The 26,515-nt window shown below is 69.4% G+C and carries 27 protein-coding genes; 13 read left to right on the top strand and 14 right to left on the bottom strand.

Translation table 11 applies throughout. The annotated features are described in order from the left end of the window. Positions 1 to 21: 21 nt before the first annotated feature. Both Q7X29_RS04830 and Q7X29_RS04825 read left to right on the top strand, forming a co-directional pair. Positions 22 to 882, top strand: a complete 861-nt coding sequence (locus tag Q7X29_RS04830) for a MaoC/PaaZ C-terminal domain-containing protein (protein ID WP_218720575.1) — start codon at positions 22 to 24, stop codon at positions 880 to 882. A 100-nt stretch (positions 883 to 982) separates the two neighbouring features. After that, entirely contained in the window at positions 983 to 1,399 is a 417-nt protein-coding gene (locus Q7X29_RS04825) for a pyridoxamine 5'-phosphate oxidase family protein (RefSeq protein ID WP_218720576.1), read from the top strand. A 7-nt stretch (positions 1,400 to 1,406) separates the two neighbouring features. On the opposite strand, the gene Q7X29_RS04820 is transcribed toward Q7X29_RS04825, so the two are convergent. The 6 genes from Q7X29_RS04820 to zapE all read right to left on the bottom strand — a co-directional run bounded on the left by Q7X29_RS04820 (position 1,407) and on the right by zapE (position 6,717). Then, complete coding sequence (locus Q7X29_RS04820; protein WP_218720577.1) at positions 1,407 to 1,838, bottom strand: hypothetical protein; 432 nt, start codon at positions 1,836 to 1,838, stop codon at positions 1,407 to 1,409. After that, on the bottom strand, positions 1,835 to 3,109 hold the full coding sequence (locus tag Q7X29_RS04815) for a DUF58 domain-containing protein (protein ID WP_218720578.1): 1,275 nt from the start codon (positions 3,107 to 3,109) through the stop codon (positions 1,835 to 1,837). The genes Q7X29_RS04820 and Q7X29_RS04815 overlap by 4 nt, the downstream gene beginning before the upstream one ends. After that, positions 3,106 to 4,068: an AAA family ATPase gene (locus Q7X29_RS04810; protein ID WP_218720579.1), complete on the bottom strand. Its 963-nt coding sequence runs from the start codon at positions 4,066 to 4,068 to the stop codon at positions 3,106 to 3,108. Before Q7X29_RS04810 ends, Q7X29_RS04815 begins: the two co-directional genes overlap by 4 nt. A 17-nt stretch (positions 4,069 to 4,085) precedes the next feature. Then, positions 4,086 to 4,607, bottom strand: coding sequence for a hypothetical protein (locus Q7X29_RS04805; protein WP_218720580.1), 522 nt, complete (start codon positions 4,605 to 4,607; stop codon positions 4,086 to 4,088). Between the two features lie 70 nt (positions 4,608 to 4,677). After that, positions 4,678 to 5,613 (bottom strand): DUF4129 domain-containing protein, encoded by a 936-nt coding sequence (locus tag Q7X29_RS04800; protein ID WP_308248606.1) that lies wholly within the window; start codon positions 5,611 to 5,613, stop codon positions 4,678 to 4,680. A gap of 138 nt (positions 5,614 to 5,751) precedes the next feature. Continuing rightward, positions 5,752 to 6,717, bottom strand: coding sequence for a cell division protein ZapE (gene zapE / locus Q7X29_RS04795; protein WP_316573394.1), 966 nt, complete (start codon positions 6,715 to 6,717; stop codon positions 5,752 to 5,754). 63 nt (positions 6,718 to 6,780) lie between these two features. Here zapE and Q7X29_RS04790 point away from each other — a divergent pair, with 63 nt between their 5' ends. Continuing rightward, positions 6,781 to 7,458: a TetR/AcrR family transcriptional regulator gene (locus tag Q7X29_RS04790; RefSeq protein WP_218720583.1), complete on the top strand. Its 678-nt coding sequence runs from the start codon at positions 6,781 to 6,783 to the stop codon at positions 7,456 to 7,458. Here Q7X29_RS04790 and Q7X29_RS04785 read toward each other — a convergent pair. Genes Q7X29_RS04785 through Q7X29_RS04755 form a run of 7 tightly spaced genes read right to left on the bottom strand, consistent with a single transcriptional unit; the run spans position 7,428 to position 14,791 of the window. Next, the gene (locus Q7X29_RS04785; protein ID WP_218720584.1) at positions 7,428 to 7,868 is read right to left on the bottom strand and encodes an NUDIX domain-containing protein; all 441 of its coding nucleotides are present in this window, start codon (positions 7,866 to 7,868) and stop codon (positions 7,428 to 7,430) included. The genes Q7X29_RS04790 and Q7X29_RS04785 overlap by 31 nt on opposite strands. Positions 7,869 to 7,878: 10 nt before the next feature. After that, positions 7,879 to 9,048 (bottom strand): lipid-transfer protein, encoded by a 1,170-nt coding sequence (locus Q7X29_RS04780; RefSeq protein ID WP_218720585.1) that lies wholly within the window; start codon positions 9,046 to 9,048, stop codon positions 7,879 to 7,881. After that, entirely contained in the window at positions 9,045 to 9,467 is a 423-nt protein-coding gene (locus tag Q7X29_RS04775; RefSeq protein WP_218720586.1) for a MaoC family dehydratase, read from the bottom strand. The genes Q7X29_RS04780 and Q7X29_RS04775 overlap by 4 nt, the downstream gene beginning before the upstream one ends. After that, positions 9,464 to 10,417, bottom strand: coding sequence for a bifunctional MaoC family dehydratase N-terminal/OB-fold nucleic acid binding domain-containing protein (locus tag Q7X29_RS04770; protein ID WP_316573393.1), 954 nt, complete (start codon positions 10,415 to 10,417; stop codon positions 9,464 to 9,466). The genes Q7X29_RS04775 and Q7X29_RS04770 overlap by 4 nt, the downstream gene beginning before the upstream one ends. A gap of 15 nt (positions 10,418 to 10,432) precedes the next feature. Next, on the bottom strand, positions 10,433 to 11,596 hold the full coding sequence (locus Q7X29_RS04765; protein ID WP_218720588.1) for an acyl-CoA dehydrogenase family protein: 1,164 nt from the start codon (positions 11,594 to 11,596) through the stop codon (positions 10,433 to 10,435). Further along, positions 11,581 to 12,663 carry an acyl-CoA dehydrogenase family protein gene (locus tag Q7X29_RS04760; protein ID WP_316573392.1) on the bottom strand — a complete coding sequence of 361 codons (1,083 nt, stop codon included), beginning with the start codon at positions 12,661 to 12,663 and terminating at the stop codon, positions 11,581 to 11,583. The genes Q7X29_RS04765 and Q7X29_RS04760 overlap by 16 nt, the downstream gene beginning before the upstream one ends. A 4-nt stretch (positions 12,664 to 12,667) precedes the next feature. Next, positions 12,668 to 14,791, bottom strand: coding sequence for an acyl-CoA dehydrogenase (locus Q7X29_RS04755; RefSeq protein ID WP_316573391.1), 2,124 nt, complete (start codon positions 14,789 to 14,791; stop codon positions 12,668 to 12,670). Positions 14,792 to 14,918: 127 nt separating this feature from the next. Between Q7X29_RS04755 and kstR the strand changes: the two genes are divergently transcribed. The 10 genes from kstR (at position 14,919) to Q7X29_RS04705 (ending at position 26,064) form a co-directional block, all read left to right on the top strand. Beyond that, the gene (kstR, locus tag Q7X29_RS04750; protein ID WP_218720591.1) at positions 14,919 to 15,533 is read left to right on the top strand and encodes a cholesterol catabolism transcriptional regulator KstR; all 615 of its coding nucleotides are present in this window, start codon (positions 14,919 to 14,921) and stop codon (positions 15,531 to 15,533) included. Positions 15,534 to 15,845: 312 nt separating this feature from the next. Beyond that, entirely contained in the window at positions 15,846 to 18,416 is a 2,571-nt protein-coding gene (gene otsB, locus Q7X29_RS04745; protein ID WP_316573390.1) for a trehalose-phosphatase, read from the top strand. A 201-nt stretch (positions 18,417 to 18,617) separates the two neighbouring features. Beyond that, a complete protein-coding gene (locus Q7X29_RS04740; protein WP_218720593.1) occupies positions 18,618 to 18,932 on the top strand; it encodes a WXG100 family type VII secretion target in 315 nt (104 codons plus the stop codon). Between the two features lie 16 nt (positions 18,933 to 18,948). Then, positions 18,949 to 19,251, top strand: a complete 303-nt coding sequence (locus Q7X29_RS04735; protein ID WP_218720594.1) for a WXG100 family type VII secretion target — start codon at positions 18,949 to 18,951, stop codon at positions 19,249 to 19,251. Further along, positions 19,248 to 20,687 carry a WXG100-like domain-containing protein gene (locus Q7X29_RS04730; RefSeq protein ID WP_316573389.1) on the top strand — a complete coding sequence of 480 codons (1,440 nt, stop codon included), beginning with the start codon at positions 19,248 to 19,250 and terminating at the stop codon, positions 20,685 to 20,687. Before Q7X29_RS04735 ends, Q7X29_RS04730 begins: the two co-directional genes overlap by 4 nt. A gap of 616 nt (positions 20,688 to 21,303) precedes the next feature. Further along, positions 21,304 to 22,167: a metal ABC transporter solute-binding protein, Zn/Mn family gene (locus tag Q7X29_RS04725; protein WP_316573701.1), complete on the top strand. Its 864-nt coding sequence runs from the start codon at positions 21,304 to 21,306 to the stop codon at positions 22,165 to 22,167. 5 nt (positions 22,168 to 22,172) lie between these two features. Then, a complete protein-coding gene (locus Q7X29_RS04720) occupies positions 22,173 to 23,066 on the top strand; it encodes a metal ABC transporter ATP-binding protein (RefSeq protein ID WP_218720596.1) in 894 nt (297 codons plus the stop codon). Further along, complete coding sequence (locus Q7X29_RS04715; protein ID WP_218720597.1) at positions 23,066 to 23,932, top strand: metal ABC transporter permease; 867 nt, start codon at positions 23,066 to 23,068, stop codon at positions 23,930 to 23,932. The genes Q7X29_RS04720 and Q7X29_RS04715 overlap by 1 nt, the downstream gene beginning before the upstream one ends. A 63-nt stretch (positions 23,933 to 23,995) precedes the next feature. Next, positions 23,996 to 25,168, top strand: coding sequence for an acyl-CoA dehydrogenase family protein (locus tag Q7X29_RS04710; protein ID WP_218720598.1), 1,173 nt, complete (start codon positions 23,996 to 23,998; stop codon positions 25,166 to 25,168). A 95-nt stretch (positions 25,169 to 25,263) separates the two neighbouring features. Then, a complete protein-coding gene (locus Q7X29_RS04705; RefSeq protein WP_316573388.1) occupies positions 25,264 to 26,064 on the top strand; it encodes an enoyl-CoA hydratase/isomerase family protein in 801 nt (266 codons plus the stop codon). Between the two features lie 3 nt (positions 26,065 to 26,067). Here Q7X29_RS04705 and Q7X29_RS04700 read toward each other — a convergent pair whose 3' ends face one another. After that, the gene (locus Q7X29_RS04700; protein ID WP_218720600.1) at positions 26,068 to 26,346 is read right to left on the bottom strand and encodes a DUF4190 domain-containing protein; all 279 of its coding nucleotides are present in this window, start codon (positions 26,344 to 26,346) and stop codon (positions 26,068 to 26,070) included. Between the last annotated feature and the right edge of the window lie 169 nt (positions 26,347 to 26,515).

Here is a 26,515-nt window from a genome sequence, read left to right as displayed (position 1 = left end):
GACCACGCAGGAGTAAGCACCATGCCCATCGACCTCCAGACCGCGCTCGGTGCGCCGACACCGACGCGGGAGTTCAGCTGGACGCCCACCGACGTGCAGCTCTACCACCTCGGCCTCGGCGCCGGCGCGCACCCGACGGACCCGGTCGAGCTGACCTATCTCGACGACCGCGCCCCCCAGGTACTGCCGACCTTCGCGACGGTGGCCCCGACCCTCGGCGAGACCGAGGCGCCGAAGGTGAGCTTCCCCGGTATCGAGATCGACCTGGCCAAGGTCGTGCACGGACACCAGGAAGTGGTGGTGCACAAGCCGATTCCAGCCAGCGGCAAGGCGACCAGCACCGGCCGGATCAGCGAGATCTGGGACAAGGGCGCCAACGCGGTGATCGTCCGGGAGGACACCGTGGTCGGCTCCGACGGCGAGCCGCTGTGGACGGTCCGGTCCTCGATCTTCGCCAGGGGCGAGGGCGGTTTCGGCGGCGAGCGTGGCCCGAGCGCCAAGGCCGCGCTGCCGGATCGGGCGCCCGACGCGGAACTCGTCACCCCGACCCTGCCGCAGCAGGCCCTGCTCTACCGGCTCTGCGGCGACCGCAACCCGCTGCACTCGGACCCGGAGTTCGCCAAGGGCGCCGGGTTCCCCGCGCCGATCCTGCACGGCCTGTGCACCTACGGCGTGGTCTGCAAGGCGCTCACCGACGGCCTGCTCGACGGTGACGCGAGCCGGGTCGGCGGCTTCCGGGCCAAGTTCGCCGGGGTGCTGTACCCGGGCGAGACGCTGCGGATCAAGGTCTGGCGCGAGGGCGACGAGCTGATCGGCGCCGCCACCGTGGTCGAGCGCGAGGACGCGCCGGTGCTCGGCGAGATCGCGCTGACGATCGCCTGATCCGGCGACGCCCTGGTGCCGGTCCGGCCCACGCCGGCCTCGTCACCAGGGCGTTCGCTCGCGCACCGGAGTTGTCGGTGCGCGGTGCGACCATCGGACGATGGCGCTCACACACTCGGAAAAGCAAGAGTTTCTCGCGCGACCGCATGTGGCCGCGCTGTCGGTCGCTACCCCCGATCGGGGCACGCTCACCGTTCCCATCTGGTACGCCTACACCCCTGGTGGCCGACCGTGGATCACCACCCTGCCCACGTCGGCGAAGATGCAAGCGATCACCGCGGCAGGGCGATTCGGCCTGATGGTCGACACCGTCGCGCCGGAGGTGAAGTACGTGTCGGTCGAGGGCGCGGTCGCCGATGTGCGGCCGTCGACCGCCGCGCAGATAGCCGAGATGGCCGGCCGGTATCTGAGCGGCGACGCCCTCGAGCAGTACCTGGTCTTCGCCCACGAGCAGCTGGGCGAGCACGTCACGGTCTGGCTGGAGCCCGAGCACTGGCTGGGCGCGCTGATCGGGTAGCGCGCGGCTACCCGGCGGGCGGACGCTGGGTGAGGCCGCCGACGAGCAGTGCGTAGATGAGGACGATGAGGACGGGCGCGGCCAGCGGCGCCCACACCAGTTCCACCGGGACCAGGGCGGCGGTGGCGGCGGCGATGGTGAACAGCACCGCGCCGCCGACCGACGGAATCGTCGTCGGCACCACGCCTTCGGGCGCGTGCAGCACGGCCGCGTTGAGCAGGTAGGTGGTGGCGACCAGGCCCGTCGCGGCCGCGGCGACGACCCCGACGTCGGCGAACGCGAGCGCGGCGATCACCACCAGCACCGCGGCGACGGCGGCGGGCCGCCACCACCAGCTCACGATGACCAGCGCGAGCGCGGCCACCCCGGCATACGGGTTGATCAGGGCGACGGCGGCGACCAGCAGCAGGCCGGCGAGCAGGGCGAGGAATCTGGTCATCGGCGCACCCGCACTGTTCGGCGATGGTCGGGCAGCAGGCGCATGGCCTGGTCGAGTCTGGTGTCGGCGGGCCAGGCGATGATGTCGACGCCGACGGTGCCCATGTCGCGATACATCGAGGCCCGCTCCAGCTGCCACATCTTGGCCATGGTCGGGTCGAGACCGTCCTCGAACGGGGTGCCGCGCAGCACGTCGACGGCGATCACCACGTGGCCGCGTTTGCGCAGGTCGATCAGCGCGAGCGCGAACTGGGTGTCGAGCAGGGTGGAGAACGCGACCACGATCGCGCCGATCGGCACCGCGGCGTGCGGGGCCAGCGTGCCGGTGGTCTCGACGTGCTCGTCACCGACGCCGAGCACGGTATCGACGATCCGGTAGAACTGCCTGCGGCCGATATCGGGGCGCAGCCAGCGCGGCGAATCCCCCAGGCACACCACCGCGGTCCGGTCCCCGGCTTGCAGGGTGGACTGCACCACCTGCGCCGCGCCGCGCACCGACAGCTCCAGCGAGGCGGTGGCCGGGCCGGGCGCCTGCTGGGAGGTGTCGACCAGGACGACCACGTCAGCGGAGCGATTGGTGAATCGTTCGGTGACGTAGAGCCTGCCGCGGCGCGCGCTGACCGGCCAGTTCACGGTGCGCAACTGGTCGCCGGGCGCGTAGGCGCGGATGTCGGCGTATTCGACACCGGGACCGTGCTTGCGGGTCAGATGGGTGCCGATCCGGTCGGGAAGTTCGGTGCGCGGCAGGCGCATTCGATGTGGATCGGCGATCGGGTAGACATACAGCTTGGCGGCGGGCAGCTCGGCGGTGGCCACCGCGAGCCCGGCCGGGCTCAGCGCGGACACCTTGACCTGCACCGGATACCGGCCCCAGCGCGCCGCCGACAGCGCCAGCTCCAGGCCGGCTGGAGCACCGCCGGAATCGTGGGCCTCCTCGATCTCGAGTTCGAGGCCGGTCAGCGGCATCGGTGTCATCCGCAGCAGCGCGTGTCCGCTCTCGACGAAGGCCGCGGCGTTGCAGCCGACCACCTCGCCCTCGAAGCAGCGCACGGTGCCGCTGCCGTCGACCTGGATCCTGGTCGGGTTCTGCTGCCAGGGCGCGGTGGCGAGCACGCCGAGCATCGGGGCGGCGAAGACCACCAGCTGCCATTGCCCACGCAACACCGCGACGACCAGCGCCGCCGCGGCGCACCCGGCCAGGATGAACACCAGCGGGGCGGGCCGCCAGCGCAGGTCGACCTCGACCGTCCTGGATTCGTCGCGGTGCTTCATGTGCTGGTGGCGCGGGGCACCGGTAGCCGGCGCAACAGTTCGGCGATGACGTCCTCACCCCGGATGCGGCGCACCCACATCTCCGGACGCAGGGTGATGCGGTGCGCCATCGCGGGCACCGCCAGCGCCTTCACATCCTCGGGGATCACGTAATCGCGGCCCAGCAGCAGGGCCCGGGCGCGCGACATCTGCACCAGATCGAGTTCGGCGCGCGGGCTGGCGCCGACCTCGACCTGCGGGTGGCTGCGGGTGGCCGAGGCGAGCGCCACCACGTAGTTCACGACATCGGGATGCACGGTGACGAATTCGACCGACTGCCGCATCTCCATCAGCCCCTGCGCGTCGACGACCTGGCCGACCTGCGGCGGCGTCGCGCCGCGCTCGAGCCTGCGCCGGATCATCTGCGTCTCGTCCTGCTCGGACAGATAGCCCAGACGCAGCTGGATCGCGAACCGATCGAGCTGGGCCTCCGGCAGCGGGTAGGTGCCCTCGTACTCGATCGGGTTGTCGGTGGCCAGCACGATGAACGGCTGTGGCAGCAGGAAGGTTTCGCCGTCGATGCTCACCTGCCCCTCGGCCATGGCCTCCAGCAGCGCCGCCTGCGTCTTGGGCGGGGTGCGGTTGATCTCGTCGGCGAGCAGAACATTCGTGAAAACCGGACCGCGACGGAAGTTGAACCGGCCCGACGACATGTCGTAGATCGTCGAGCCGAGCAGGTCGGCGGGCAGTAAATCAGGCGTGAACTGCACGCGGGTGAAATCGAGGCCGAGCGCGGCCGCGAAGGACCGCGCGATCAGCGTCTTACCGAGACCTGGCAGGTCCTCGATGAGAACATGTCCTCCGGACAGCACGGCGATCATGATGAGCTGCAACTCATCTCGCTTGCCGACCACGACTCGGCCCAGCTCACGCAGCACGGCGTCGGAGCGCTGGACGGTCACGTTCAACGGCATGGTCATCGGTGGCCTCTAACCCCTCACATCGTCTGCAATCGGCGCAGGATCTCGTCCAGCGCCTCTTTTCCCGGCGCGCGACCGGTTTGGTCGCGCAGTGCGGAATTCGCCGGGTCGACCCAGCGCCACAGTTCGGGTCCGAACTGCAGCTGCCCGGCCACCTCGGTGGCCCGCCGGTTCTTGGCGACCCGCAGGCCGGTCGACAACTCGAATTCCTTGGCCAGCAGGGGCCGCAGGTGGCGGTCCCAGTCGGCGCGGGTGCCGTCGGCGCGGGCGGTCAGCATCTCCGCGCGCGCGTGCCAGCGGCCGAGCATCTCGGCCGGGCCGTTGTCGATGTACTCGGTCAGCGGTTCCTCGCGCACCACGCGATGCCGCAGCGACCACAACAGTGTGGCCAGCGTGAGCGCCACCGGCAGAGCGACGGCGAGCAGCACGGTGTCGCGGGCCAACCGCACCAGCGCGACCTCCATCAGCAGCACCACCACGACCGCGGTGACGATGACGGCCGAACGGTTCACCGCCGCACCGGATTCCGGTGATGTCATGCTGACTCCATTCGGCAGGCTCGGGCGCCCCGCGCGGTGACGCGAGCTGCCGACTCCTGGCGCTGACCGCTCATGCCGGTACCAACCTTCGCTGCAGATCCGACAGGACGATGCGGAGAAGCTGTTCGGCGCGCATGCGCTGCCATTCGAGCATCGAGTGCGGGCTGAACCGCGCCTCCTCGAACAGCGCGACCAGCTCGCGCGCCGAAGCATCGTGCAGCACACCGCTTTCGAAAGCGCGGGCCAGCACTTCCATGGGGGTGTCGGAGGCTTGCGGGCGGGCGGCGCGGTCGCTGGACAGTCCGCGCTCCATGGCCACGTAGCAGGCGATGATCGCGGTGCGCGGGTCCTGGCCGGGCGCGTTCATCGCGGCCAGGCCCATCTCCGCGGCCCTGGTGAGCGAGTCGACCGCGCTGGGCGTGACCTCGGGCTGGACGGCGGCGGCGGGCGCGGGTTCGCGCCGGGTGGCGACCGCGACCACGACGAGCCCGAGCAGCGCCACCGCGATCAGCACCACGGCCAGCACGGCCGCGATGATGAGCGCGGTGCCGGTGAGTTCGGCGGCGCCGGTGCCCGGATCGGGGGCGGGGGCGTCGGTCGGCGTCGGGACGGGGCCGGAGCCTTCCGGCAGGGTCTCGGCGGCCGGGCGCATCGGGCGGGCGCCGGGCAGCAGGAACAGCGCGGTCACACCGCCCGCGAAGACCAACGCGATCGCGGCGAGGACGATCGGACCCAGCAGAGCCAGCCTGCGCCACCGGAAACGCGGCGCCGCTTCGCGTTCGGCTTGCGGCATCGCCAGCGGGAGGCGATGCTGACTGGCGATCACCCCGGCGACCAGGATCACCACGGATACCAGCAGCAGCACCGGCATCACCGCCACCAACAGTGGCGAGGGCGTGCTGTTCGATTCGGCGGGTCCGGCACCGGGGAGGTAACCCTGCAACGCGATCGTCGCAGCGACGAGCAGTGCGATCACGACGATCGCCCGCGGAATGGGCTGACTCACCCCGATCACAGCTGTACCACCAAACCCCAGAGCCTGCACAAAACAGCCACATAGTTACACGCCGAGTGGTTCGCTCGGGAGGAAATCGATAGTTTGGATGACCTCCCCTTTTATTGTCCCCCCGAATTCCGTGTCTTGTTACGCGGTGCGAACGATCGCCGCGTCGACCAGCGGCAACTCCCCCAGTCGGCTCGCCGTCCTGGCCAGATCGGGAACCGCCGGCACGCCCGCGGTCAGCTCGGGCGCGGGCTCGCGGGCGTGGATGGTGCAGGGCAGGTCGGCGTCGTAGAGGACATCGACAAGGTTGACCAGACGCATCGCCCAGTCCGGCGGCACCTCGCGCAGCGGCGGGACCCCACGCAGCGTCCACCGGCCGAATCGCCTGGTCAGACGGAGATAGTCGGCGGCGCTGGTCGGGGCGCCGCACAGGTGCGTGAAGTCGAAGGTGACGGCGTCCGGCCCGACCGCGAGCGCGCGCACCGTTCGGCCGTCACCCAGGTCGAGGTCCTGGCCCCGCGCCGTCGGCGCTTCGGCGTCCAGAACGTACCGGCCCGCGAGGAAACCGCTGTCCCGATGGGCGCCGATGGTGCGGTAGTCCAGCGGACCGTCGAGGGTGACGACGTCGAGGTGGGCGAGGATGCGCTCGATGGTCGGCACGAATCGGTCGTGGAACAGCGGATTCGGCAGCAGCTCGGCAGGCGGGTAGTTCGAGGTGACGACCAGGGTCCGGCGCCCGGCGAACAGGGTGTCGAGCAGCCGGGCGATGAGCATGGCGTCGCCGATGTCGTGCACGTGGAACTCGTCGAAACACACCAGGTCGGCCTCGCCGAGGAGCGCGATGACGGCCCGTTCGATCGAACCGAGGGCGTGGGTGGTGGCGTGCAATTCAGCGAAGAAGGTGTGGAAGTGGTAGCGGCGCTTGCGCTCCGGTGCGGCGGCCGCGAAGAACCGGTCCATCACCATGGTCTTGCCCCGGCCCGGCCTGCCGTGCAGGTAGACGCCGCGGTGCCGCTTGCGTGGCCTGCCGTGCCGGTCGAGCAGCGCGACCAGCGCCGCGGCAGCCGTGACCTGCGCCGGATCGAGGACAACCGCTTCGGATGTCATGCCAACCTCCTCGTCCTCTACAGTTGTAGAGGATTGGCGAATCGGCGACCAGGGAAGGTGACGATGTCCACAGACCGGCGCGCACGGATCGTGACGGGCGCGATCGACCTCATCGCGACCAGCGGGATTCGCGCCCTCACCCATCGCGCCCTCGATGCCCGGCTGGGATTACCGCTCGGCTCCACGTCCTACTACTTCCGCACCAGGCAGACGCTGGTCGAGGCGGTCGCCGACGGGATCACCGCACGCTCGCGCGCCGACTTCGCCGCGGCGCGCGGCGGGCCCGGTCCGCGCAGCAAACCCGCAGCGGAGGCCACCTCCGCCGACCGGGAAGGGGCACCGGAGGCGGTCGCGCGCGGGGTCGCCGCCTGGCTGGATCAGCTGCTCGCCCGGCGCCGCAACGAGCTGATCGCCCGGCATGCGCTGATCGTCGAGACGCTCTCCGAACCCGAGCTCCGCGCCCGCCTGGCAGGCAGTTTGTTCTCCGTCGACCGGGCCACCGAGCTGTTCACCGCCCTCGGCTCACCCCGGCCCGGCGACACGGCCTGCGACTTCCTCGCACTACTGGAAGGTCTCGTCTTCGACCGGGTCGCCGGCGTGCGCGCCGAGGTACCGGCGGGTACGACCGACAGCATCGAGCAACTCACTCGCCCCCTGTCGATATTCCTGACCGGCGTGGCCGAATCGGCCGAGCATGCTTCCCCATCCGATCAGGCGTCTGCCCAACCGAATTCGGAATAAGGCTCCTTCGAATTCATCGCCGCGATTCCGAGAGCGGAATATTCGATCAGATCAGCGGGGAGTTCGTGCGGCGTAAACCACTGCACCGCATAGCATTTATCGGGTTCCCGATTGAAAGGCTCGCCCTGCCAGCGATCGGCGCGAAAGAACAGCCCGAGCCGCGCGTCGCGGCCGGGCGCGGTCACGTGGGCGACATGGATCAGCCGCAGCGTGGCGGGGTCGATGTCGACCCCGACCTCCTCCGCGGCTTCCCGTGCGGCGGCGGCCGTCACCGACTCGCCGATCTCCAGTTTTCCCGACGGCAGATGCCACCGGTGGTCGTACTCGTCACCGCTGCGGCGCAGGCTCAGCAGGAGCGCGCCGTCGCGGATCAGCAGCAGGTGGACGTCGACCAGGTGGCGTGGGGTCACCCGGTCGAGCCTACGAAGTGAGCACCAGCCCCGAGGTGGGAACGCCGGTGCCCGCGGTGACCAGGATGCGCTCCAAGTCCGCGACCTGGTTGACCGACGTGCCGCGGATCTGGCGGACCGCCTCGGCGATGCCGTTCATGCCGTGGATGTAGGCCTCGCCCAGCTGGCCGCCGTGGGTGTTGAGCGGGAGCCTGCCGCCGACCTCGATGGCGCCGTCGGCGATGAAGTCCTTGGCCTCGCCACGTCCACAGAAACCCAGCTCCTCGAGCTGCATCAGCACGAAGGGAGTGAAGTGGTCGTAGAGGATCGCGGCCTGCATATCGGCCGCGCTCAGGCCGCTCTGGGCCCACAACTGGTCACCGACGAGGCCCATTTCCGGCAGGCCGGTCATCGCGTCGCGGTAGTAGCTGGTCATCACGTACTGGTCGGCGCCGCTGCCCTGGGCGGCGGCCGCGATGATCGCGGGACGCTGCGGCAGGTCGCGGGCGCGCTCGGCACTGGTGACCACGATGGCCACGCCGCCGTCGGACTCCTGGCAGCAGTCGAGCAGGTGCAGCGGTTCGGCGATCCAGCGCGAATCCTGGTGCTGTTCCAACGTGATCGGCTTGCCGTAGAAGAAGGCGTTCGGGTTCACCGCGGCGTGCTTGCGATCGGCCACCGCGACCGCGCCGAAGTCGGCACTGGTCGCGCCGGTGACGTGCATGTACCGGCGCGCGACCATCGCGACCTGCGCGGCCGGGGTGCCGAGACCCTGCGGGTAGGCCCAGCCCGCGTCGATGCCCGAGGACGTCGGCGCGGCCGCCAGCGCGGGCGAGAACTGCCCGAACCTGGCGCCCGAGCGCTCGTTGAACGCGCGGTAGGCGACCACCACGTCGGCGACTCCGGTGGCCACCGCCATGGCGGCCTGCTGCACGGTCGCGCAGGCCGCGCCGCCGCCGTACCCGATGTGGCTGAAGAACTTCAGGCTCGGGATGCCGACGGCCCTGGCCACGGCGGCCTGGGTGTTGGTGTCCATCGTGAAGGTGGTCAGGCCGTCGACGTCGGCGGGCGTCAGACCCGCGTCGGCCAGCGCCGCGCTGACCGCCTCGGCGGCCAGTCGCAGCTCACTGCGGCCGGAGTCCTTCGAGAAATCGGTGGCGCCGATGCCGACGATGGCGGCATGCCCGGACAGGCCCGTCATGAGTTCTCCAGAGAGGGAAGGGCGATCACCGCGGTCGCCGTGATGTGCTCACCGAGGCTGTCGCGGCCACGCACATCGAGGGTGACCAGCGCGCCGGACACCGCGGTGACGGTGCCCGAGAGGGTCAGTGTGTCACCGGCGTACAGCGGCACCCCCAGGCGCAGCGCGATCGACTTCACCAGGGCGCTGGGCCCGGCCCAGTCGGTGACGAAGCGCTGCACCAGGCCGGTGTCGGTGAGGATGTTGACGAAGATGTCGCTGGACCCGCGCTCGACGGCCTTGTCGCGGTCGTGGTGCACGTCCTGGAAATCCCTGGTGGCCAGGGCCGTGCTGATCACGAAGGTGGGATCGGCGTGGATCACCAGCTCGGGTAGCTTGTCGCCCACCGCGACGGCGGCGGGTTCGGTCGTGGCGGTCACTGCGCGGCCTCCCAGTAGGGCAGAACTGTTCCGTCGGCTAGCTTTTCGAAGGCGACCCGGACGGGCACGCCGACGGCGACCTCGCCCGGTTCGATGCCACGCAGCTCACCGAGCATGCGCACCCCTTCGTCGAGTTCGACGAGGGCGACGACGAACGGCAGGTCGCGGCCGGGCACCTTCGGCGCGTGGTGCACGACGAAGCTGAACACCGTGCCGGTTCCCGCGGCGACGACGTAATCGGTGGTCTCGGCCTTGTCCTGCCACAGGGCGGGAATCGGCGGATGCCGCAGCGAACCATCGGGCAGGCGCTGGATGCGCAGTTCCCCGATTTCGGTACCGGCCCAGAAGAATTCGGTGTCCTTGGAGATGACCGGACCGACCCGCTCGGCGGGCGCGACCGCGATGTCGGACGCCGCGGCGGCTTCCTTGGCGGCGGGCACGAATTTCAGGATGCGGAACAGCATTTCGGTGACCACCTCGTCACCGACCGACCAGGTGGTGGTGAAGGTGAGGAACCAGCCGTCGCCGAGCCCGGTGCGCTTGGGGCCCTTGAACTCCGAGAGCCGGCTGGCGACGGTCACCTCCTCGCCCGGTCGCAGGTAGCGGTGGTAGGTCTGCTCGCAGTTGGTGCCGACGACGGAGGTGAAGCCCGCGTCGTCGAGCAACTGCGTGGCCAGGCCGAGCGGGTCGTCGGCGGTGCGCACGCCGTGCAGCCCGTTCATCGTCCACACCTGGGCCATCGCGGGCGGGGCCACGATGCCGGGGTGACCGGCGGCCTTGGCCGCGGCCTCGTCGACGTAGATCGGGTTGGTGTCGCCGATCGCCTCGACCCAGTTGTGGATCATCGGCTGGTTCACCGGGTCGCGCCCGGCCCGCGGCGCGGACTCGCCTGCCGCGGCCAGCTTCGCCAGCGCTTCGGGAATGTCTTCGGGGGTGATGCTTTCCGGCACGCCCTGCTCCTTAGTTCATCGGGGGACGCGCGGCAGTTCTAGGCCCGCGGAGGCGACCAGTTCGCGCATGATCTCGTTGACGCCGCCACCGAAGGTGACGACGAGGTTCTGCTTGGTCCGCCGGTCCAGCCAGTCGAGCAGCTCGGCGGTGCCGGGCTCGGCCGGATCGCCGTAACGGCCGACGATCTCCTCGACCACGCGGCCCGCCTCCTGCAGCGACTCGGTGGAGAAGATCTTGGTGGCCGAGGCGTCGGCGATCACGGTGTTCTGCGCTGCGGCCGGATCCGCGGCCGCGACCTGCCAGTTCAGCAACTCGTTGAGCCGCACCATGGTGCGCACCCGGCCGAGCGCGCGCCGGACCTCGGGCTCACCGAGCAGCTGATGCCGCGCCGTCCAATCGTGCAGGCGGTCGTAGAGCTGCTCGATCTTGCCCGACGGACCCAGACTGACCCGCTCGTGGTTGAGCTGGGTGGTGATCAGCCGCCAGCCCCGGTCCACCTCGCCGACCAGCATCTCCGCCGGCACCCGGACATCGTCGAAATAGGTGGCGTTGGTGTGGTGGGCGCCGTCGCAGGTGATGATCGGGGTCCAGGAGTAGCCCGGATCCTTGGTGTCGACGATCAGGATGGTGATGCCGCGGTGGCGCGATTCCACCGAACCGGTGCGGCAGGCCAGCCAGACGTAGTCGGCCTCGTGCGCGCCGGTGGTGAAGATCTTCTGGCCGTTGACGATCCAGTCGCCGTCGCTGTCGCGCACCGCGGTGGTGCGCAGCGCGGCCAGGTCGGTACCCGCTTCGGGCTCGGAGTAGCCGATCGCGAAATGGATGTCGCCGGAGAGGATTCCGGGCAGGAACTTCTTCTTCTGCGCGTCGGTGCCGTACTTCTGCAGCGTCGGGCCGACGGTCAGCAGCGTCACCAGGGGCAGCGGCACATCGGCGCGCACCGCCTCGTTGAAGAAGATCTGCTGTTCCATCGGGCCGAAGCCCTGGCCGCCGAATTCCTTCGGCCAGCCGACGCCGAGCCAGCCGTCGCGGCCCATCCGGCGCACCACCTCGCGGTAGGCGTCGCCGTGCCGGTTGATCGCCATCGCGGCGTGTTCGGCCGGCGTGACGAGATCGGCGAAATAGGAACGCAATTCCTCGCGCAACCGCCGCTGTTCGGCGGTCAGATCGATGAACATCTTGCTCCCAGAAGGTCGAGGCGCAGGCCCTCGCCACCGAGCAGACGGGCGAGATCCTTGGCCTGTGAGTAGTAGCGGTGCATCGGGTGGGTGATATCCACGCCCAGTCCACCGTGCAGGTGATGACATTTCTGCATGGCGCGCGGAACTTCGGCCGCCGCCCAGTAGGCGAGCACCTCGAGGTCCTCGTCGACGCGGTGCTGGTGTTCGGGCGACGCGTCGTCGGTGGCCAGTGCCCAGCACGCCGATTCCGCCGCCACGTGCAGCGTGCGCGAGACCACGTACAGATCGGCGATCTGCTGGGCCACGGCCTGGAACTCGGCCAGCGGCCTGCCGAACTGTTCGCGGGTGCGCACATGCTCGGCGGTCAGCGTGAGCGCGCCCTTGAGCAGCCCGTCGGCAACCGCGCCGATGGTGGCCAGCGCGTAGCGGTGCAGCCGGGGCAGCACGTCGGCGGGCAGCAGCTGATCGGCGGGGATCTCGACGTCGTCGAGCACCACCGTCGCCTCCGGGATCCCGGCCGACCCGGCGACCGGCAGGAGCTCGAGCCCCGGCGCGACCGATTCCACGAGCGCGACGCCCGCGTCGGTGGGCACCAGGATCCAGCGCGCCTGTTCGGCGTAGATCACGCCGACCTTGCGGCCGGTGATCCGCACGGTGTCACCGTCGCGGACCGCCTTGGTGGTCGGCGCGGTGGTGAACGGCGCGCCCGGCTCGCTCAGCGCGGCCGTGAGCACGGTGCCCTTGCCGACCTCGGCGACCACGCGGCCGGCCAGCTCCGCCGACAGCGACGGCAGCAGCGGCAGCACGCCGAACCCGAAGGTCGGCAGCGCGGGCACCGCCACCGCGTCGGTGGCCAGCTCCATGAGCAGGGCCGATACCTCCAGCAGGCCCATGCCGTCGCCCCCGAACTGCTCGGGCACGGGGACCGCGAGCAGGCCGGAGTCGATCAGGCTCGGCCACAATTCCATATCTCGGGCCTGCTCACGTTCGAGCAGGCTCACGACCACCTCGGCTACGGCGTCGGCGCTTTCGTCGCGGGTGAAATCCACGGCGTCCTCCCTCATCGAGCTAACTGTCCGCATCGCGCGGCAGGCCGAGAATCCGCTCGGCGGCCACGGTCAACAGGATCTGCTCGGTACCGCCCGCGATGGAGAGACAGCGTGTGAGCAAGAATTCTTTCAGGGCTTCGTCTTCCAGGGAACCGTCTTGGCCAGAAAGTTCCAGGGCGTACTCCGCCAGGTCCTGCCGATGCCGGACACCGACGAGTTTGCGCACGCTGGCTTGGGCGCCTGCGTCGACGCCCGCCATCGTCGCCACCGCGATTCGCTGTTCCAGCAAAGAGCCAGCAATCGAGGCGGCGATCAGCTCGCCGAAACGGTCCTCACGCAGTTCGGTTCCCCATCCGCCGACCGGGAAACGGTCCAGCAGCGCCTCCAGCGCGCCGCCGATGCCGCCGCCGCCCATGGCGACGCGTTCGGCCGACAGGGTGGTCCTGGCGATCTTCCAGCCGTTGTTCAGCGCACCGACCAGGCCGTCGTCGGGAACGAAGACCTCGTCGAGGAAGACCTCACTGAAGCGGGCCTCCCCGGTGATCGTCACCAGCGGACGCACCTGTACGCCCGCGGCGTGCATGTCGACCAGGAAGTAGCTGATCCCGCGATGCTTGGCCACGGTCTGATCGGTGCGGGCCAGGCAGATGCCCCAGTTCGCTTCCGATCCCAGCGAGGTCCACACCTTCTGGCCGCGCAGCACCCAGCCGCCGTCGACCTTCTCGGCGGTGGTGCGCAGCGCGGCGAGATCCGAGCCCGCGCCCGGTTCGCTGAACAGCTGGCACCAGGTGACCTCGCCGTGCAGGGTCGGCCAGACGAACCGCTCGATCTGCGCCTCGGTGCCGTAGCGCAGCAGCGTCGGCACCGCCCAGCCCGCGACCGCCAGATCGGGGGTCGTCAGGTCGGCGCGGCGCAGCTGCTCGGCGATCTGCAGGCAGGTCATCGGATCGGCTTCGCGCCCATACGGTTTCGGCCAGTGCGGCATCACGAAGCCGCCCTCGACCAGCGCCCGCTGCCGCTGCTCGGGCGACAGCGCGCCGATGGCGGCGATCTCGGCGGTCAGCGCGGAGTCGCCCGCCACGTCACCGAGCACGCGCTCGGCGCCGGTGGTGCGGCGCTGCCCGGCCCTGGTGAGCTCGGCGACCCTGGCCCGCCAGCGCGCGGAGCCGCCGAGCAGCTGCCGCAGCGCACTGGCCCGGCGCAGGTAGAAGTGCGCGTCGTGCTCCCAGGTGAAGCCGATGCCGCCGAGCACCTGGATGGCGTCCTTGGCGGTGTCGACGGCCGCGTCGAGTGCGGTGGCCGCGGCGACGGCGGCCGCGATCGGCAGCTCGGCCCCGCCCTCGTCGATGGCCGCGGCCGCGTCGGCGGCGACGGCGCGGATCAGCTCGGTGCGGCACAGCATCCAGGCGCAGATGTGCTTGATCGACTGGAAGCTGCCGATCGGCTTGCCGAACTGCTCGCGGACCTTGGCGTAGTCGACCGCGGTGCGCAGGCACCAGCCCGCGACGCCGGCCAGCTCGGCGACCGCGAGGGCGACGAACAGATCGGTGACGTCGGCCGCGGACTCGAAGCCGTGCGACTGGGCCACCGCCACGTCGGCGGCGGTGATCCGGGCCAGCGGCACCGTGTGATCGGCGTTCGCCAGCGTGGTGATCGTCACATCGGCCGCCGGGATCAGCAGCCAGCGCACGCCGTCGACGGTGTTCGCGGGTAGCAGCACCTGGGTGTCGGCGTCGGCGCCGTAGACGTGGTCCCAGGTGCCGGTGACGATCCAGCCGTCATCGGTGCGCCCCGCCTTCGCGGTGAGCTCCTCGGTGGGCACCGCGATGGCGCACGGGGCGCCGTCGGTCACCGCGCCCTTGGTGATCAGCGCGGCCAGCGCGGTGGCCAGTACCGGGCCGCCGACCAGGTCGTCGGCGGTTTGTTCCAGCAGCACGGCCAGATCGGCGACGGTGCCGCCGAGGCCGCCGTGCTGCTCGTCGAGCGCGACCTCGAAGAGGCCGAACTCGGTCAGCGCGGGCCAGTACTGGCGCCAGCTACCGGCACCGCCGGCCCGCATTGTTGCAATCGGCGCGACCGAACTCGCCCAGCCCCGCAGCGACTCCGCGGCGGCTTTATGCTCGTCAGTGGTGGCGATGGTCACAAGAAAAACCGCCCTTCCGGCGTGGCTCCCACTCCTAGAACATGTTCTAATATCCGGGCCGGGTGTAAGTCAAGAGACCTACACTTGGCCCGTGTTTTCAGGCGCTCGCAGCGAAAGGGTTTCCACGATGGACAGTCCGGCCCCCACGCCCACCGTGACGACACTGTCCGAGGACGAGCTGAGCTCCAACGCACAGCGTGAGCGTCGCAAGCGCATCCTCGACGCCACCCTGTCGCTGGCGTCCAAGGGCGGCTACGACGCGGTCCAGATGCGCGCGGTGGCCGAACGGGCCGACGTCGCCGTCGGCACCCTGTACCGGTACTTCCCGTCCAAGGTGCACCTGCTGGTCTCCGCGCTGGCCAGGGAATTCGAGCAGTTCGAGGGCAAGCGCCGCCCCCTACCCGGTGACGGCCCGTCCGAGCGCATGCACGGCCTGCTCACCCAGATCACCCGGATGATGCAGCGCGACCCGCTGCTCACCGAGGCCATGACCCGCGCCTTCATGTTCGCCGACGCCTCGGCGGCGGCCGAGGTCGATCGGGTCGGCAAGGTGATGGACCGGGTCTTCGCCCGCGCGATGAGCGACGGCGAACCCGACGAGCGTCAGCTCGCCATCGCCAGGGTCATCTCCGACGTGTGGCTGTCCAACCTCGTGGCGTGGCTCACCCGCCGCGCTTCGGCGACCGACGTCACGGAACGACTCGAGCTCACCGTCGACCTGTTGCTGGGCGATCGCGGATAGACCACAAATCACCCATGCCCGTTGACACACGTCGGCTGTGCGCCTTCCCCTGGGAAGATGCATAGCCGACGTCGCATATGCGGAACCATGCATCTACCGGGCCCGAGGGCCTCTCCGCCGGGCTCGCGGGCACCATGAGCTCGGCGAACCCGGTCCGCCTCGATGGGCGAAAGGCCCGGAATTAGCGACGCGGTCGCGAGGAACCGGGCGCCGTCGGAGCGCACAACCCGCCGCGCCGCTCGCGCGGCAAAATTGACGCAGTATTGTTTTTCGCGCCCCCTGATCAACTCCTCCGATCACTAGGTTGGATGCGTGAGCGCACAGGATCTGCCCTTGGATGTCCGCCGTGCACTGGCGTCGGTTGCGCGCGTGCCACGGCTCTTGGTTGCCTCGGACTACGACGGGACTATCGCCCCGATCGTGTCCGACCCGGCGAAAGCGTTTCCCCAACGGGAATCGGTCAGCGCGTTACGCGCGCTGGCGGGGTTGGCGAACACGACCGCCGCGGTGATTTCCGGTCGGGCCCTACGCGATCTGGCCGCGCTCTCGCGCCTGCCGGTCGAGGTGCAGCTGATCGGCAGCCACGGTTCGGAGTTCGACGTGGGCTTCGTGCACGCGATCGACAACGACGCCAAGCAACTGCTGACGGAGATCAACTCCGCGTTCACCCAGATCGCCGCCGAGAATCCCGGCGTGACCGTGGAGATGAAACCGGCCAGCGCCGCGCTGCACGTGCGCAACGCCAGCCCCGAGATCGGCAGGCGCGCACTGAATTCCGCGCGTCAGGGTCCGGCGTGCTGGGTCGGCGTGCAGGTGACCGAGGGCAAGGCGGTGATCGAGCTCGCGGTGATCCCCACCGACAAGGGCACCGCCCTCGACACCATTCGGCACCAGGAAAGCGCCTCGGCCGCAGTCTTCTTCGGCGACGACGTCACCGACGAGAAGGCGTTCCGGGTGCTGTCGGGTCCCGATGTCGGCATCAAGGTCGGCGACGGCGAGAGCCTGGCCAAGCTGCGCGTCGACTCGACCGAGGACGTGGCGCGCGCGCTGGCGTTCCTGGTGGAGGAACGCCGGACCTGGCTGGCCGGTGCCAGCGCGCCCCGGATCGAACGGCTGAGCATGCTGGCCAGCCCGCGCTCGGTCGCGCTGCTCACCCCGGACGCGACCGTCACCTGGTTCTGCCACCCCGAGCCGGATTCCGCGGCGGTGTTCGCGCACCTGCTCGGCGGCGCGGGCGCGGGACACTTCACGGTGGCGCCGGAGCGGTCCGGTCTGCCGCTGTCGCAGCGGTATGTGGACGGCACCATGACCGTCCAGACCCGGTGGGCCAGCCTGCAGGTCACCGACTACCTGCCGCACGACGTCGCCCCCGACCGCACCGACCTGACCCGGGTGATCACCGGCGACGCGAAGGCCGTCGTGACGTTCGCGCCGCGACCGGAATTCGGTCAGGTGCCGGTGCGCATCGAGGCGGTGCCCAACGGCCTGCGGGTCAGCGGCACCAACGATCCGATGGTGCTGCGCTCGCCCGGGGTGGAGTGGGAGATCAGCTCCGACGGCACCAACGAGCAGGCGCGCGCGGTCGTCGACCCGTCCGGCGCGCCGGTGGTCCTCGAACTGCGCTGCGGCACCGCCGATCTGGCGCCCTCGATGACCCCCGAGCACCAGCGCAGGCAGCTGGCCGAGCAGTACTGGTCGCAGTGGGCGGCCGGGCTGCAGCTGCCCCCGCTCAAGCCGGATCTGATGAAGCGCTCCGCGTTGACCCTGCGCGGGCTCGTGCACCGCCCGTCCGGCTCGATCCTGGCCGCGGCCACCACCTCGCTGCCCGAGGACATCGGCGGCGTGCGCAACTGGGACTACCGCTACTGCTGGCTGCGCGACGCCTCGCTGACCGCGCAGGCGCTGGTGACGCTGGGCTCGCTCACCGAGGCCGAGGAATTCCTCGGCTGGGTGCACCGGGTCCTCGACACGCTGCCCGGCCCGGAGCGGTTGCACCCGCTGTACACGATCTACGGCGAGACCCTGCCGCCCGAGGCCGTCATCGACCTGCTGCCCGGCTACGCCGGTTCGCGGCCGGTGCGCGTCGGCAACGCGGCGAACATGCAGGTGCAGCTCGATGTGTTCGGGCCGATCGTCGACCTGATCACCTCGATGGCGCACGAGCGCGAACGCCAGGGCGCGGTGGAGGCGGTCAAGGCGCTGCCCGACGCCGACTGGGAACTGGTGCACGCCATGGTCTCTGCGGTACAGCGGCGCTGGACCGAGCCCGACCACGGCATCTGGGAGATCCGCGGCAACCCGCGCCACCACGTGTACTCGAAGGTGATGGGCTGGCTCACGATCGATCGCGCGCTGACCCTGGCCGCGCGGTTCGATCGCCCGGTCGATCCCGAGTGGGCCGCGCTGCGCGAGGTCATCGCCGAGGAGGTGAAGGCGAAGGGCTGGAACGAGGAGGTGCAGTCCTACACCGCCGCCTACGACGGCACCGACCTCGACGCCGCGACGCTGCACATCGGCCTGAGCGGGCTGATCGACCCGGCCGACCCGCGTTTCGCCGCCACGGTGGTCGCGACCGAGGCCGAGCTGCGCAGCGGTGCGACGGTCTACCGCTATCACCACGACGACGGCCTGCCCGGCGGCGAGGGCGGGTTCCACCTGTGCGCCGCCTGGCTGGTGGAGGCCTACCTGCTCATCGGCAGGCGCTCGGACGCCGAGGCGCTGTTCGCCCAGCTGGTCGCGGCCGCCGGGCCGACCGGCCTGCTGAGCGAGGAGTACGACCCGGTCGCCGAACGCTCCCTCGGCAACCACCCCCAGGCCTACAGCCACCTCGGCCTGCTGCGCTGCGCTCAGCTGCTCAGCCAGCCGGCCGACGTCCTGGTGTAAAAGGTCATCAGACAAGCCGGGCTCGGACTCCGAGCCCGGCTTGTCGGCGTTCTGGCCAAGCTCTATGCCTCACCTTGTGATCTTTCCCATCCCTCAGGCCACCGACGATTCATCCGGTTGACGCACGGAGCGGTCTGCAAATACGGTCCACAGAGCGGTCGCACCTCAAGTAGCGGCCATGTACCCGGGGGGCAATTCGCGATGTCGACGACGGATTCTTCGGCGCTCTCGGTCGAACCTGAGGTGGTCAAGGCGTTCGGACGGTTGGCCTATCAGGTGGCGTCGGAATGCAAGGCTGGGTACGCATCACTGGTGACCGATATGCGCGCAACGATCGATACCTGGTCCGGGAACAACGCCGGCGTGTTCACTGCCGGATGGGAAGAGTTCCACCAGGGTGCCGACCAGGTTTGGGATGCGCTGTTCGACTTGGCCGACAAGCTCGGGGTGACCGCCGAGACCTTGCAGTCGACCGATGAGTCGAATGCCGCAGAGACCTACCAGCTGAACATCTGAACCACATCGATGCCTGATGACTACTGAACCTCCTGCATTCTCGGTTGATCTCGACCAGCTGGAACAGTTGACTGCGCGTATGCGCGGGTATCTGGCAGCAGTTGCCGATGTGCTGACAGCGCTCGACGCGAAGTCGAAAGAAGTCGACGACGTCTGGTCCGGTGAGGCCGCGGCCGCATACCGCGAAGCGCACACGGAGTGGCGCGCCGGGGTGACCGACATGCAGGAAGGATTGGAAGCGCTGGAAACAGCCGCCAAATCCGCACACCAGAGCTATACCGATGCAGGCATCGAGACTTTGAAAATTCTGGGAGTATGACACCGACCGTGTCGCGAGTGGACGTGGATCCGAAGGTCTACTACCAATCCGCAGTCAACTGCTTCGACGCTGCCGCCGCCCTCTTCGACAGCTTCACCTACATCTTCAGCGAGCTCAACGGCTACGGCATGATGGCAGGCCGTGATGAGGACGGGCGGGCGTGGGCGGCGTCCTACGACCAGTCGGCCCGCGACGCGGTTGCCTTCTACGGCCATACGTACGAGACTCTGCGGGCCTACGGCACCGCGCTCAACGATATCGGCTTCAAGCACGCCCAATCCGACGCCAATCTCAAGGGCGCCGCACAGCCCGAACGACCTGCGGACAAGGCATCAACCGCGACCTTCGGGCCCTACGCCCTCCCGGCATCGGCGGCCGGCGGCACTCCACAGGGATTGGCGCAAACCGCGATCGACGTCCTCGACGCCATCAACTGCCCGCTCCCCGACGGTAATACGGACACCCTGGCCAAAGCCGCCGACGCCTGGGACCGCCTCGGTCGGATCTACCAGAACACCAACGCCAAGGACAAGATCACTATCGCCGCCAGTCTGTTCGAGGGCGTGACCTCCACCGATGCGGCCCAGGTCCGGCAGGACCTGAAAACCATCGAGACCTCGATCGGCGAGCTCCTCACCGCGTGCATCCAGATCAGCAAGTCGTGCACCGACTACAAAGACTCCATCCAGGAACTCCGCGACGAGATCAAAGGATTCATCGAATCTATTATCGAAGAGGCCGCGATAGACGTCGCCATCACCGTCATCGCGACCTGCTTGACCGGGGTCGGCGGGCTGATCGCCGGCGCTAAAGCCGTTGAATCAGCCCGTCGCTGGTCCGTGAAGATCAAGAACGCCGTGTCCGCATGGCGTGCTCGTAAAGCGTTGCAGCTCAAGGGCATCAGCGATGATGCCGCTGCAGCAATGTCCAGGGCAAAGCAGAATATTGTCGACCTTCGTGATCGACTCAGGAGACCAGACCCACGTCAGACCGGTGGCGAGTTGCGCAGACCTCGCAACGACGCCGACTTCGAGTATGAGTGGGCGGACTCGGCTTACGATGCGATCCGTCGCAGTGACGCCGATATCGATGATATTGCCCGGAACACGGAGCAGTACGGATTCTCACGATCGGATATCGAGCAGATCAAGAACCATGTCTTCAGGGAAGAGCATCTACTGGACTCGTACGACGCGGGGACGATGGGCCGCTTCGAAGCCAACCCTCGGATGGCAGAAGCTTGGCAACGCTTGCAATCAGGAAATCCCCACTCGTCCGATGTCGATCTGTTGCGGCACGAGTTGTATGAGTCCAACTACATGCGCGCGAACGGACCTAGCTATAAGAACGCGCACCAGGCAACCATTGATGCCGGATTCCGCTGGGACCCCGAGTCCGCCGCACGAGACGGACTAGGCTACCAGTGGAGCAACTGAGAGGGACAGGATGGCCTATTCGATCGGAGTTTGGCGGCAGCCGAGAACAACCGTTTATCGCTGGGAGTCCGATTACGGGGGCGCAGTCAAACATGAGGGTTTTGTTCGTGTGTATCCGGACACCATGACTGTACGACCATGCACGCAGAACGGTACTTCGATCGGCGACCTGACCTTGGGAGTCGACGGGGGGCGAACCGGCTCAGCGCAGGGCGTCGATCCCAACCTCCTCCGGCAGATCGCACTAGCAATCCTGCGTAAGATCGGGTCGACGGGGGAACTTCCCGAGACAGCGCACAAGTACTACGGATGAGCCTCGGCTCTTCAACAGGGCGGCAGGCACCATTGACTCCGCTCGCTCGCCCAAGCCCTACAGCCAGCCACCTCGGCCTGCTGCGCTGCGCCCCGCTGCTCAGCCAGCCGGCCGACGTCCCGGTCTGACGGCGTACCGGAAAGCCGGGCTCGGACTCGAGCCCGGCTTTTCCGTGTGGTTCGTACCGAGTACTCGTTCCTGCTAAAGTAAAACGGTAACGATTTCCATTATGATCTAGGGCACAGCACCCCGTGCCTGATCGCGCACGGCCAGGAGTACCGCGTGAACAGTCGATTCGCCCGCATGTGTGCCGGTCTCACGGCGGGAGTGGCGGCCGCGGTCGTCCTCACGGCCTGCGGGGGCGGCTCGAAGGATTCCGACGGTCTGTCGATCGTGGCCTCCACCAATGTGTGGGGCTCCATCGCGACCGCGGTCGCCGGGCCGGATGTCCGGGTCACCTCGATCATCAGCGATCCCGCCGCCGACCCGCACTCGTTCGAGACCTCGGCCACCGACACCGCCGAGATCAGCGACGCCGATCTCGTGGTGTTCAACGGCGGGCACTACGACGAGTTCATCGAGAAGGCCATCTCGGGCAAGAACAAGCGGACCGTCGAGGCGTTCGAGCAGCGGGCCGACAAGAGCGACGACAACGAGCACGTCTGGTACGACGTCACCACCGTCGCCGCGGTCGCCGACCGGATCGCCGCCCAGCTCGGCGAGGTCGACACCGCCAACGCCGCCGCCTACACCGAGCGCGCGACAACCTTCAAGAACCAGCTGATCGGCGTCAGCACCATCACCGGCACCATCGCCACCCAGCACCCGAACGCGCCCGTCGCCCAGTCCGAGCCGCTCGCGCACTACCTGCTGCTGGCCGCGACCGCGCAGGACAAGACCCCGCACGAGTTCCAGGAAGCGATCGAGCAGGAGACCGACCCGGCGCCCGCCGCCGTGGCCGCCACCCGCGACCTGATCACCGGCAAGCAGGTCAAGGCGCTGATCTACAACACCCAGACCCAGGACAAGATCACCCAGGACCTGCGGGCCACCGCGCAGGCCGCGGGCGTCGCCGTCGTCGAGGTGACCGAAACCCTGCCCGCCGGGGTGGATTACGTCCAGTGGCAGACCGCGAACGCCAAGGCGCTCGCCGCGGCGCTGCGCTGATCGCCATGTCCACGACCGAGGAAGCGGCAGGGACCGTCACCGCGGCGCACCCGGCGACAACGTCGGGCGGCACCACGCCCGCGGCGGGTGCGCCACGGGCGAGCACCGACCCGGCGATCCGTCTGCGCGCGGCGACGCTGGCGTTCGGCGAGCGCACGCTGTGGCGCGACCTCGATCTCGACGTGGCGCCCGGTGAATTCATCGCCGTCCTCGGCCCCAACGGGTCGGGCAAGACCTCGCTGCTGCGAGTACTGCTCGGGCTCCTCGAATTGGGTTCGGGCCGTGCGGAAGTCGCGGGCAAGCCGGCGGGCACCGGCAATCCGGGCGTCGGCTACGTCCCGCAGCAGAAGACGATCGACGCCGGGGTGCAGTTGCGCGGCCGCGATCTGGTCGGGCTCGGCGTCGACGGGCACCGGTGGGGCCTGGGCTGGCGTGGCCGCAAGGAGCGGGCGCGCAAGATCGAGGCCGCCGTGGCCGCGGTCGGCGCGCAGCGCTTCGCGCACGCCCCGCTGGACACGCTCTCCGGCGGCGAGCAGCAGCGGCTGCGGGTCGCCCAAGCCCTCGTCGGCGACCCGGCGGTGCTGCTCTGCGACGAACCGCTGCTGAGCCTGGATCTGGCCAATCAGCGGCTGGTCGCCGAACTCGTCGACAAGCGCCGCCGCGAACACGACACGGCGGTGCTGTTCGTGACCCACGAGATCAACCCGATCCTGCCGATGGTCGACCGAGTGCTCTACCTGGTCGACGGCGAGTTCCGGATCGGCACTCCCGACGAGGTGATGACCTCGGCGACGCTCTCGGAGCTCTACGGCACCGAGGTCGAGGTGCTGCGGGTGCGCGATCGGCTCGTCGTCGTCGGCACCGGCGACGACATGGACGCGCTCGGCGGTACCGCCTGATGGACAAGCTCGACAAGGTTCTGCACCAGATGTTCGACGTCGGCACCACCGCCGACCTGCTCGGCTACGACTTCGTCCAGCAGGCGCTGCTCGCGAGCGCGCTGCTCGGGCTGCTCGCCGGACTGATCGGGCCGCTGATCGTCAGCAGGCAGATGTCGTTCGCCGTGCACGGCACCAGCGAGCTCTCGCTGACCGGCGCGTCGGCGGCGCTGCTGGCCGGGGTCGGCGTCGGGATCGGCGCGATCGCCGGGTCGGTGGTCGCCGCCGTGCTGTTCGGCTGGCTCGGTTCCCGTGCGCGCGAACGCGATTCGGTGATCGCGGTGGTGCTCTCGTTCGGCCTCGGCCTGTCGGTGCTGTTCCTGTGGCTCGCCCCGGACCGCGCGGGCTCGAAGTTCTCACTGCTCACCGGCCAGGTCGCCAGCGTCGGCTACGACGGGCTCGCGCTGCTGGTCACCTGCACCGCGGCCGTGCTGGCCGTGCTCGCGGTGATCTATCGGCCGCTGCTGTTCGCCAGCTCCGATCCCGAGGTCGCGGTGGCGCGCGGGGTGCCGGTGCGGGCGCTGTCGGTGGTGTTCGCGGTGCTGCTCGGCATCACCGCCGCCTTCGGCGTGCAGATCGTCGGCGCGCTGCTGGTGCTCGCGCTGCTGATCACCCCGGCCGCGGCGGCCGCGCAGCTGACCGCGAGCCCGCTGCGGGCGACGGTGTTGTCGCTGGTGTTCGCCGAGGTCGCCGCCGTGGGCGGGCTGCTGCTGTCGCTGGCGCCCGGAGTGCCGGTGTCGACCTTCGTCACCGGGATCTCGTTCACGATCTATCTGGTGTGCCGGGTCATCGGCCACCGCAGTCGGCGGCCGGTCGCCGCTCGCTGAAATTTGGTGCCACTTGGGGCCGAAATTGCCCGAACCGGGGCACGGGCGAGCAGACTACACAGCATGATCGACTTCGCCGTCCCGGAAGATCTGGCCGCCCTGCGGGATCGAGTCCGCGCCTTCGTCGCCGAACAGATCGTGCCGTTCGAACGCGATCCGCGCCTGACCGCGCACGGGCCGACCGACGACCTGCGCGCCGAACTCGTCGACCTGGCCAGGGCCGAGAAGCTGCTGACCGTCCAGGCCCCGGTGGAATACGGCGGGCTCGGCCTGACCCATGTCGAGCAGGCGGTGGTCTACGAGGCCGCGGGCTGGTCGACGCTCGGCCCGGTCGCGATGAACTGCGCCGCGCCCGACGAGGGCAATATGTTCCTGCTCGGCAAGGTCGCCGACCCCGATCAGGTCGAGCAGTACCTGATGCCGATGATCCGCGGCGAGCAGCGCTCGGTGTTCGCGATGACCGAACCCGACGGCGCGGGCTCCGATCCGGGGCAGCTGCGCACCGAGGCGGTGTTCGACGGCGAGAACTTCGTGATCAACGGGCGCAAGTGGCTGATCACCGGCGCCGACGGGGCCAAGACCTGGATCATCATGGCGCGCCTCACCGAGAACCCGCACCTGCCCGCCGGGCCGACGCTGTTCCTCGCCGACGGCGACACCGAAGGCATCGTCATCGAGCGGATCATGAACACCATGGACCGCAACTACGTCGGCGGGCACGCCGTCGTGCGGTTCGAGAACCTGACCCTGCCGCCCTCGGCCGTGCTCGGCCGCACCGGCCAGGCCCTGCGCTACGCCCAGCTGCGGCTGGCGCCCGCCCGGCTCACCCACTGCATGCGCTGGCTCGGCGCGGCCGAACGGGCGCAGAGCATCGCCCTGGACTACGCGCGCACCCGCACCGCGTTCGGCAAGCCGATCGGCGAGCACGAGGGCGTGTCGTTCATGCTCGCCGACAACGAGGTGGCACTGCACCAGTGCAGGCTGACCATCTGGCACAGCTGCTGGCTGATGGATCAGGGCCAGCAGGCCAGGCACGAATCGTCGATGGCCAAGTCCTATGTCTCCGAGGAACTGTTCAAGGTCACCGACCGCTGTGTGCAGGTGCTCGGCGGGATCGGGATCAGCGACGAGACGGTGGTGGAGATGCTGTTCCGGGACATGCGCGCGTTCCGGCTCTACGACGGCCCGACCGAGGTCCACAAGTACGCCATCGGCAAGCACTTGCTGCGGGAGTGAAGCACAATCCGATCCCGCGCCGGGCCGATGACGACGTGGTTGCGCGAGCCGCCACTTCCGGCGCCGACGCCGCGCCGCTAGTACCATTCGATCCCATGAGTTCGGAACTGCTCGTCGATGTCGCTGCCGGAGTCGCCGTGCTCACGCTCAACCGGCCGGCGCAGCAGAACGCCGTCACCCCGACGATGGCCGCCGAGCTCAGCGCGGCCCTGCGCCGGTGCGACAGCGAGGACTCGATTCGCGCCGTCGTCATCACCGGCACCGCGCCCGCCTTCTGCGCGGGCGCGGATCTGTCCGCCCGGGTCAACGGCGAGGTGACGCTGGATCCGCCGCCGTGGCAGGTCCGCAAGCCGGTGATCGCGGCCGTCAACGGCCATGCCGTCGGCATCGGGCTGGCCCTGGCCCTGCAGTGCGACCTGCGGTATTTCGCCCGCGATGCCGTCTACGGGCTCAGCCAGGTCCGCCGCGGCGTGCTCGCCGACGGCTACGCGCACTGGACCGTGCCGCGGCTGGCCGGGCTGGCCAACGCCGCCGACATCATGCTCACCGGACGCACTTTCGACGGTGACGAGGCCAAGTCGATGGGCCTGGCCAATGCCAGCCTGCCCGCGGGCGAGGTGCTGCCGACCGCCATGGCGGTCGCCCACGACATCGCCAACGGGCCAGCGCCGCTGCCGGTCGCACTGACCAAGCGGCTGATCTGGGAGAGCCTCGGCATGACGCCCGCCGTAGTCGGGCAGCTCGAATCCGAACTCAACGCCCACGTCGCCAAGAGCATCGACGGCGGCGAGGCGATGGCCGCGTTCAAGGAGCGCCGTCAGCCCAAGTGGACCGGCAGTATCAGCGCCGAGTGGCCCGCCTGGGACGCCCCCGAGGGGCGCCCCAGCCTGGACTGAGGCTCAGAAGTTCCCGTTGCAGGACCCCGCGAGGTAGAGCATCGCGAACAGCACCATCAAGATGGTGCCGATGATGCCCGCGATGTACCCGATCATCACCTGGGAGCGCCCGGACAGGGCACCGTAGGACGCGTCGATCTCGTTGAGGGCCCGCTTGCCGAGCACCCACGCGATCGGCCCGAAGATCCCGCAGCAGAACGGGCTGAGCAGCCCGAGCACGAGGATCAGGTTGGCCTGCGGGTGCTCGACCGTCTCACCGATCGGCTGGTTGGGTATCGCCACGCACCGAATTCTACTGTGCACGAGGGCCGCTGACGCAGCACTACGCGCCCGGCCCACCGAACAAACCAGGCCACGCACGCCCCGACCTCGAGGAGGGGCAGGCCGACGCAGTCGGCCGTCGCGGCCGACCCGCCGATCAGGTGCCGCGATTCGAGCGCCGGCGCTCCGA

This window comes from Nocardia canadensis, assembly GCF_032656385.1.
Taxonomy (GTDB): domain Bacteria; phylum Actinomycetota; class Actinomycetes; order Mycobacteriales; family Mycobacteriaceae; genus Nocardia; species Nocardia canadensis.
This window is presented reverse-complemented; position numbering and strand designations above follow the sequence as displayed.